Origin of the sequence: Rothia sp. HMSC072E10 (assembly GCF_001813965.1) — a bacterium.
GTDB lineage: Bacteria > Actinomycetota > Actinomycetes > Actinomycetales > Micrococcaceae > Rothia > Rothia mucilaginosa_A.
In genome coordinates, this window is the sequence record NZ_KV814491.1 from 738,056 (window position 1) to 747,185 (window position 9,130).

Sequence of the window (9,130 nt, forward strand, 5' to 3'; positions counted from 1 at the left end):
AACTATACCCACCAAATCCAACCCCCGCAATGGTTTTCAATAGAGCCCTGATGAGGGGTTATAACAAAAACCCTCCGTTAAGATTGAAGGTTTTTCAACCCAAATAGGTTACTTAAGAAAGTTTTTAGTGATATACACCTAAATTCAAACCCCATATAAGCCCAAACCCTCAAGCGGTGATTGAGAGAAAAGTCTGATTTAATGTGGCGAAGCTCATAAATAATCCTGTATTTCGGCGTGTCGCGCACACAGAATCACACACAGGCAAAGATATACCCACACGCACTATGTGCACGTCAGCGCATTTTGTGGGCCTCCTATACCCGCAATATTCCCCTCACCCCCTCGCTACACTGGACACATGCCCCTCAAGCACACCGAACCCCAGCAGAACCCACAGCACAGCACAGAGACAGCCGAATCAGGCCACGCCGTAACGCATACCCGCGGCAGCTCAGAAAGCAACGACCTGCCCGCCGACGCCATCACCGCCTCCAGCCGCGTGCAAAGCTACCTCAGAGACAAACGCGGCTGGATGAACTTCATCGTCGTCGCGCACATGCAGTTCTTCTGCTGCGTACTCTCCGTTGCCTTCATCAACGGCTACGGCTGGATCCCGCTCATCTCCGCGCTCTGCAGCACCACCGCGCTCTACTTCCGCTACCGCTTCCCCTACGGCAGCATCTACGTGGTCATCGCGGCGCTCTGTCTCACCCTCGTGACCCCCTTCCCCGACTCACTCGTCATCACCTGCTACCCGCCGGTCAGCCTCGCCGCCTACCACACCGGCAGACACTGGACCCGCCGCGCCCGCTTCCGCGCCCTCATCCTCGGCTGGGTCGGCGCACTAGCCGTCACCGTGCAGGCCTCGCTCTCGTTCCTCTACCACTGGGACGACATACCCGCCCGCATCTTCATCTGCCTGATGCTCGGCGTGCTCTGTGGTTCCATCTTCACCGTCTTCTGGTTCCTCGGCGACTCCCGCCGCATGCGCGAACTCCGCAGTGAGGAATTCAAAGAACGCGCCCGCCGCCTCGAATACGAGCAGGCACAGGAACGCCGCCTCGCCGCGCAGGACGAACGCACCCGCATCGCCCGCGAAATGCACGATATCGTGGCGCACTCGCTCTCCAGCATTATTTCTCAGGCGGACGGGGCACGCTACGCCGCCGCGAGCGCCCGCACCGCACGCACCGCCCGCGCCCAGCAAACACAACAGGCACAGCAGGCAGAGCAGCAAACTGAACAGGCTGAGCAGTCCGGTCAGGCTCAGCAGAGCGAACCGGATATTGCCGAGCAGACCCTAGAACTCATCGCAGACACGGCACGCGACTCCCTCACGCAGATGCGTTCCCTCCTCGGGCTACTCCGCACGGACGAGGCAACCGCCTACGCACCCGTGCCCACCCTCAGCGATGTGCCGGCCCTCGTGGAGCAGAGCCGCCGAGCCGGGCTACCCGTCACCTTCACCGGAATCACCGGCACCATGGCGCGCACCCTACCGCAGGGTGCCGAGCTGGCGGCGTACCGCACCGTGCAGGAGGCGCTCACCAACGCGCTCAAGCACTCCCCCGGCGCGGCAACCACCGTCACCATTCACTGGGGTAAGGACGGCCTGCAGTTGCGGGTTCAGAACGGTCCGGTTTCCTCTGCCGCGGCTCAGCACATCGCCCGCCCTGTACCCGGTAGCGGTAACGGTCTGCGCGGCATGAGCGAGCGCATCGCCCTCTACCACGGCACCCTCACCTACGGCCTGCAGCCTGACGGCGGCTGGCTCGTTGAGGCGGCGCTGCCCTACCGAGACCTCTAATACCCGCGCCCTCTACTACCTCGTAATCTAGGATTGAAACTATGTACTCTTCTGCATCACAGACTTCTGCACCACAGACCACCCAGCCGATCCGCGTGATGCTCGTTGACGACCAGCGCCTAGTGCGCGGCGGCTTGAGCATGCTCGTCAACTCCCAGCCAGACCTGCAGGTCGTCATGGAAGCTGATGACGGCCTGGCGGCAATTGACGTTTTTGACCGCATGGTGTCTGAGGGGCAGGCGCCGCAGGTCATCCTCATGGATGTGCGCATGCCGCACTGCGACGGCCTGGAGGCGGCGCGCCGTATTCTGGAGCGTGACGGCGAGCGTGAAGTTTCCGAGGACGAGCGGGTGCGCATTATCATGCTCACGACCTTCGATATTGATGAGTACGTGTATTCGGCGGTGCGTGCGGGTGCGAGCGGTTTCTTGTTGAAGGACACCCCGCCGGAGCAGCTGCTGGAGGCGATTCGTACGGTGCATCGCGGCGATGCGGTGATTGCGCCGTCTGCGACTCGCCGCCTGTTGGAGCAGATGATTCCGGTGCTGGACTCCCCCGCACCTGTTGTTCCTACCGCTCCTGCCGATTCTGCCACCGGCACTGTTGCCGAGTCTGTTCCTGCTACTCCCCCGGCTGCTGGTTCTGAGCTTCCGAAGGCAACGTTTATTCCGGCTGAGCATGCAAGCTTTGAGACTGTGCAGGGTTATCCGCATCGTGAGTTGATTGAGCAGTTGTCGCCGCGTGAGTTTGAGGTGCTGGGTTTGATTGCGCGCGGCTTGTCGAATGCGGAGATTACGCGGGAGCTGGTGCTTTCGGAGGCGACGGTGAAGACGCATGTGTCGCATGTGTTGGCGAAGTTGGGTGCGCGTGATCGTGTGCAGGCGGTCATTATGGCGTATGAGGCGGGTATAGCCCACTAGCGCTCCCTTATATAAGGGCACAGTGAAGCCCCGGCGGGCGCCTCCTTGTCGAGGCACCCTCCGGGGCTCTTTAGTTAAGTGGTTTCTTGTATCTCGTCGATGATTCGTTCGAAGTCGCTCATCAGCTCAGGCAACTTCTTATAGCGGCAGCTCCACCATGTCCGGTTCTGCCTCCGCATAGATGCGGGGGCGCAACCGGGTGACCATATCAACGCTACGGCCGGTCAGCTGTTCAATGCGGTGCTGAGCATCCACCATCTGCATGAACTCGTCAAAAGGGGCCGCCCCCGGCATCTGCACCAAAAAATCCAGGTCGCTGGTTTCGGTCAGCTCACCGCGGGCGGCGCTGCCGAAGAGTCGGGCACGGCGCACACCAGCGTCACGGAGGATCTGAAGAACCTCCGCTTCATGGGGTAGCGTGTACCTGCGACGCAGATTGGGGTGGCTAGTGCTCATACACCCATCATACGCGCAAAGCCAGGCTACAGGTCAGCTCCAAGAGCCTGAGAGCACGCCAAACTAGAGGACACAGTGAAGCCCCGGAGGGCACCTCCTTTTTTCGAGGCACCCTCCAGGGCTTTACTATCTCACGCCGAGTATCCGGGTTTGCCGGGTACTGTGACTATGCCAGGTACAGCGGGTTAGCCGCGCATGCCCTCAACCGGGGACATGCGAGCCGAACGAGCCGCCGGCAGAGCCGAAGCGAGCATCGCGGCGAGCACACCCACAATGAGGATGACCACGTACCAGACGTACGGCAGGTCAAGCACCAGCGGGGCGGAAGCACTCATGGAAGACATAATAATCTGCGCAGAGAGGCTACCAATCACACCACCGGAAACCATACCGAGCACCACTGCGGCGAGCGTAATCAGAATCGCCTCAATGGAAATCATGCGGCGCAGCTGCTTGCGGGACAGACCCAGCGAGCGGAGCATCGCGTTCTCGCGGCGGCGTTCGTTGACCGACAGGGTCATCGTGTTCGCCACACCAATGATGGAGATGACCACTGCGAGCATGAGCATCACCAGGGTGAAGGTCAGCATAACGGTCAGTATCTGGTCGTAGGTCTGACGTTCCTGCAGACCACCGGTGAAGGAGCTGTCCGGGCTGGCTCGGTTCAGGTCAGCCTGCAGGGTCGCGTTCTCGCTACTGGTCAGCGGGGAGGCGGCGCGCACCAGAACGACGGTGTCGTTACCGGTTGCCTGGCTGGTGACAGTCAGGTGAGCGGCCTTCGTCTGAGCTTCTTTGTCACCGCTGGCGATTGCTTCTTCCATGCGCTTCTGAGCTTCCTCAGCGGCAGGGTTGGCCACCTTCTGCGGGTTCTTGGCGTCCTGCAGCTTGGCGGCGGTGGCAGGGTTGACAATCAGCAGGTTCTGCTTGGTTGCGGACCTGACGGGCTTGAGTTCCACTTCGCCGAGCGGGCCGTGTGCCTTCAGACGGCTGGACTCGGTCAGCCCTGCGGATTTCCAGAGGCCCTGCGGCACGAGCACGGTGTCGTCGGCAAGGTTCGAGTTTTCGTCGGGCAGGATTGCCTTCAGGTCGGAGGAGCTTAGCGCCACCAGGTCGGAATTCTGGTTGGCGGTCTGTCCCTCGTATTCGACGGTGTAGTCGACCACACCGGCTGCGTAACCGACGGCGGATGCCTGAACGTTCTTAATGCCCTTGACCTTGGAGGCGATTTCCTCCGCCTTGGTCACGGTGGAGGCTGCCTCGGACTGGTCATACGAGCTGTACTTCGCCTGCGCAGAAATCGGGTACTGCTGATCCAGGGTCTTGGTCAGCGAGGCGCTCAGCACCGAGTAACCGGTCAGCACAGTCGACACGACCAGGGTACCCACCAGCACAGCGCGGCCGGTGGAGACGGTGCGCTTGGGCGAACGCAGCGCGTTGGCGAGCGCCAGCTTGCCGGTCTGGGTGCGGGTGACCTTACCGAGGGCACGTACCAGCGGGGGCAGTACCAGCGGGGTGAGGAGGAAGACCGCAATACCGAGCAGCAGCGCAGCCCCCATCATGAAGGCAATGGCCTTATTGCCGGCGCCCTCACCGGAACCCTGGTTCTGAGCCAGCATAACCAGGCCGATACCTGCGGCACCGAAGACCAGACCCAGGATTGGGCCGACCTTGCCGGGCTTGCGCATCTCAAGGTTGGTGTGCTCGCTCATCGCGCTAATGGGCGAGATGCGCAGGGCACTTCGTGCCGGGGAGAGCGACGCCAGAACCGTGACGAGGGTGCAGAGGAGCACACTCACCAGGATCGGGGTAATCGAGTAGGAGATCATGATGGTGGTGAGGTTTGCACCAACCAGCATGCCGACCGGGAAGGTCAGCAGTGCACCGATGAGGGAGAACACCACGCCCACGGTAATGGATTCGATGAGTAGCATCCGTACGAGGGAGCCGCCGCGGGCACCGAGGGTGCGCAGCAGGGCGAGCTCGCGGATGCGCTGGCCGACCAGCACCGCGAAGGTGTTGGAGATGACGAACGAGGAGACCAGCAGAGCCAGCGCTGCGAAGGCACCCAGGACCACGCTAATGGAGGTGAAGACCGTGGAGATGGTCTTCTGGTAGTCCTCCAGCAGCTTCTGACCGGTCATGACGCGCGGGTCGTTCTTGGCGTCGCCGCTGCTGAGGGTATCCTGCAGGCTCTTGAGCTTGGCGTCGGTTACGCCGTCCTTGAACTTGAGGTAGATGAGGTTCGCGCCAGCCATGTTCCGGTAGCCTGCCGCCGAGCTCTTGTTTTCTGTCTCGGCTGCCTTCAGGGTGGCTTCGCCGAGGCTGGTGCCGCCAATGAAGACAGCCTGATTGGTGGTGGAGCCTTCAAAACCGGGGTCGAACAGACCGACGACGGTGTATTCGGCGGTCTTGTCAGTACCGGGGGCGCTGACGGATTCTACAACGTCGGTGCTGGTGACCTTGCCGTTCAGCGAGAGGTTGTGCTTCTTCGCGAAGTAGGTAGAGACCATGATTTCGTGGTCGCTACTGGGGATTTTGCCCTGCACCTTGTACGGGAAGAGACTCGAGTCGGCGGGCAGCTGGTCGTACTGCACCTGGGTTGCCTGGTCGCCGGTGCCGAGCTTACCCGAGACAGCGTACTGTACCCAGTAGCCGGAGAGCAGGTCGCTCTTTTCTACCTTCTGAATCTGGTCACGGGTCAGGTAGATAGAGGTGCTGTCTTGACCGTCGCTGGTTGTAGCGGCGGAGGCGACAACCGCTTCGGCGCGGGAGAGCACGTCACCCACGGAGGAGTTGACGGTCGCCTGCAGCGAGTTGGTGAGCATCATAATGGCGGCGATGAAGAAGGATGAGATCGCGATGCCTATGCCCGTGAGAATGTATTTTCCTTTGGAGGCGCGCAGATTGGAGCGCGCCACCGTGTTCAGTGTGGTTGCCACGGCTTATCGACCTTCCAGCTGTGCCATTGCGCCGAGGACGGCGTCGTAGGTGGGTTCGATCATTTCGCCGGCGACCATGCCGTCCTTGATGAAGACCACGCGGTCTGCGTAGGAGGCAGCGCTTGCGTCGTGGGTGACCATGAGGATGGTCTGTGCGTGCTCGGTTGCGGCGGCACGCAGCAGGCGCAGCACCTCGGCGCCGGAGTTGGAGTCGAGGTTACCGGTCGGTTCGTCGGCGAAGACCACTTCGGGGCGTGCAAGCAGTGCACGCACGATGGCGACGCGCTGCTGCTGACCGCCGGAGAGCTGTTCGGGGCGGTGGTCGAGGCGGGTTTCCAGGCCGAGGGTCTTGACCAGGTAGTCGCGCCACTGCTGGTCCGGCTTCTTACCGGCGAGGCCCAGGGGCAGGTCAATGTTCTGGCCCGCGGTGAGGGTGGGCACCAGGTTGAACGCCTGGAAGATGAAGCCGATGTGTTCGCGGCGGAATTCGGTGAGGGCGTTGTCCTTCAGGCCGAAGAGCTCGGTACCACCAATACGAATCGAGGTTGCCGGGTTCGGGTCGGGGGTGTCCAGGGTTGCGATGGTCTGCATCAGCGTGGACTTACCCGAGCCGGAGGGGCCCATAATGGCGGTGAACTTGCCCTGCTCAAAGTCGACGGAGACGTTGTTGAGGGCGTGGACGGTGGCTTCACCCATGCCGTAGGTTTTGGAAAGGTTTCGTGCGGAGACGGCGGGCTGTGCCGTCTGTGCGTGAGGAGTTGTAGTAGTCATAGTTCAATTATTTCACGCAGTATGGCGCTGACTACTGGGTTTTTCTCATCCTCCAGGTTGATTTTGGCGGGTGTTCACCGGGTCTTGACCTGCGGACGCAGAGGCTATCGCTAATCCCCCGGGCTGAGATGCGTCTGAGGCGGGCTGGGTGGGGCGCGGACCTCATCCTTAAGGATGAGTGGCGCCCCAACCAGCGTCCCGTCTCTACCCTGCGCCCGTACCTCTCCATACGCGCGTACACGAAAAGCCCCCGGCTCCTCCCCCATTTGGGGTGGGGAAGCCGGGAGCTTTCATAGACTATCCGTTACAGCGCTATCCGTTACGGCGCTGTCCGCTGATGTTCAGGCAGCTGTTATGCCTTGGGTGCCTCGTAGCGCGGGAACACCGGTGCGGGTGCGGGCAGCTCGGTGCCGGGCACGAGCGCGGTGCCGAGGGCCGCGAACTGGCGAGACTCACCCTCGGGCACGCCGAGCAGGGTCAGCAGCTTGGCGGTCGAGTCGGGCATGACGGGCTGCAGCAGCAGAGCAACCTGGCGCACGACCTCGAGGGTCACGTACAGCACGGTGTTCATGCGCTCAAGCTTGCCGTTCTTGCGCAGGGTCCAGGGCTCCTGCTCAGCGAAGTAGGCGTTGGTGTCTGCGAGCACGGTCCAGATGCGCTCGAGGGCGCGGTGGAAGGCCTGCTCGTCGAAGTCGGCGCGAACCGGCTCGTAGAGGGCAGCCGCCTCGTCGAGGATCTTGCGGTCGGCCTCGGTGAATTCGCCGTGCTCAGGCACAGCGCCGCCGCAGTTCTTGGCGACCATGGACAGCGAACGCTGGGCGAGGTTGCCGAGGTTGTTGGCCAGGTCGGAGTTAATGCGGTTGATGATGGACTCTTCGGAGTAGGAGCCGTCCTGACCGAAGGAAACCTCGCGCATGAGGAAGAAGCGCACAGCGTCCAGGCCGAACGCGTTGACAAGGTTTGCGGGGTCGACGACGTTACCGACGGACTTGGACATCTTTTCGCCGTTGACGAGCAGGAAGCCGTGGCCGAAGACGCGCTTGGGCAGTTCGATTCCGGCGGACCACAGGAATGCGGGCCAGTAGATGGAGTGGAATCGGGTGATGTCCTTACCGATGAGGTGCAGGTCGGCGGGCCAGTACTTGGTGAACAGCTCGTTCTCGGTGTCGGGGTAGCCGAGGCCGGTCAGGTAGTTGGTGAGAGCGTCGACCCACACGTACATGACGTGCTTGTCGTTGCCAGGCACGGGCACACCCCAGTCGAAGGTGGTGCGGGAGATGGACAGGTCGTTGAGGCCGCCCTTGACGAAGGAGATCAGCTCGTTGCGGCGGGATTCGGGGTAGACGTAGCCTTCGTTGGCGTAGAGCTCCAGGAGCTTGTCTCCGTACTTGGAGAGGCGGAAGAAGTAGGACTCTTCCTCGGTCCACTCGACCTCGGTGCCGGTGGCAATGGCGTAACGCTGGCCGTCGCGGACCTCGGTTTCGTCTTCTGCGTAGTAGGCTTCGTCGCGGACGGAGTACCAGCCGGCGTACTTGCCGAGGTAGATGTCACCGTTCTCTTCCATACGCTTCCAGATGGCCTGGGATGCTACATAGTGGTCGGGGTCGGTGGTGCGGATGAAGCGGTCATAGCTGATGTTCAGGGCGTCGTTCATGGCCTTGAAGCGTGCGGAGTTCTCGTCGGCGAGTTCCTTGGCGGTTTTGCCGAGCTTCTCTGCGGTGGTCTGCATCTTCTGGCCGTGCTCGTCGGTGCCGGTCATGAAGCGTACGTCGAAGCCGTCGAGGCGCTTGAAGCGGGCCAGCACGTCAGCGGCGATGGTTTCGTAGGCGTGGCCGATGTGCGGGTTGCCATTGGGGTAGGAGATGGCGGTGGTGATGTAGAACGGAGTTGCAGTCATAGCTTTCAGTTTACCGCAGTCTTAGGCTAGGCTCTCACCGGGGTTACACTCTGATACGCACTGACTCATTGCGTGTGGGTGGAGGCTAGCACGCCGTATGTTTCCTCCGCGCCTACGCAGGGGCACCCGTCACCCGGACGCTCCGCCCCTCCTTGCTTCGCTGCGGAGAGCGTCCGTGTGACACCCTGAGGGCGCTTCCGGAAAACACGGCGCACCAGCCCAAACATCCAGCCACCACGCAACAGGCTAAAAGGCGACAGCCTCCCCCGCCCCACACGCAAAACACCAGCCACCATGCAACACGCTAAACCGCGACAGCCTCCCCCGCCACAGTTCG

General features: G+C 61.9%; 6 protein-coding genes. 2 read left to right on the forward strand and 4 right to left on the reverse strand.

Going from position 1 to position 9,130, the window contains the following annotated elements; genetic code table 11:
- The first annotated feature begins 361 nt into the window (after positions 1-361).
- Positions 362-1,810, forward strand: coding sequence for a sensor histidine kinase (locus HMPREF2944_RS08240; protein WP_210398465.1), 1,449 nt, complete (start codon positions 362-364; stop codon positions 1,808-1,810).
- A 41-nt stretch (positions 1,811-1,851) separates the two neighbouring features.
- A complete protein-coding gene (locus HMPREF2944_RS08245; protein ID WP_070682317.1) occupies positions 1,852-2,730 on the forward strand; it encodes a response regulator in 879 nt (292 codons plus the stop codon).
- A 138-nt stretch (positions 2,731-2,868) separates the two neighbouring features.
- Here HMPREF2944_RS08245 and HMPREF2944_RS08250 read toward each other — a convergent pair whose 3' ends face one another.
- The 4 genes from HMPREF2944_RS08250 to metG form a co-directional block, all read right to left on the reverse strand.
- A complete protein-coding gene (locus HMPREF2944_RS08250) occupies positions 2,869-3,186 on the reverse strand; it encodes a nucleotidyltransferase family protein (RefSeq protein WP_044141495.1) in 318 nt (105 codons plus the stop codon).
- A 185-nt stretch (positions 3,187-3,371) separates the two neighbouring features.
- Positions 3,372-6,125 (reverse strand): ABC transporter permease, encoded by a 2,754-nt coding sequence (locus tag HMPREF2944_RS08255; protein WP_070682320.1) that lies wholly within the window; start codon positions 6,123-6,125, stop codon positions 3,372-3,374.
- A 3-nt stretch (positions 6,126-6,128) separates the two neighbouring features.
- Complete coding sequence (locus HMPREF2944_RS08260) at positions 6,129-6,896, reverse strand: ABC transporter ATP-binding protein (RefSeq protein ID WP_070676759.1); 768 nt, start codon at positions 6,894-6,896, stop codon at positions 6,129-6,131.
- Between the two features lie 352 nt (positions 6,897-7,248).
- Positions 7,249-8,793, reverse strand: a complete 1,545-nt coding sequence (metG, locus tag HMPREF2944_RS08265) for a methionine--tRNA ligase (protein WP_070682322.1) — start codon at positions 8,791-8,793, stop codon at positions 7,249-7,251.
- Positions 8,794-9,130: the final 337 nt, after the last annotated feature.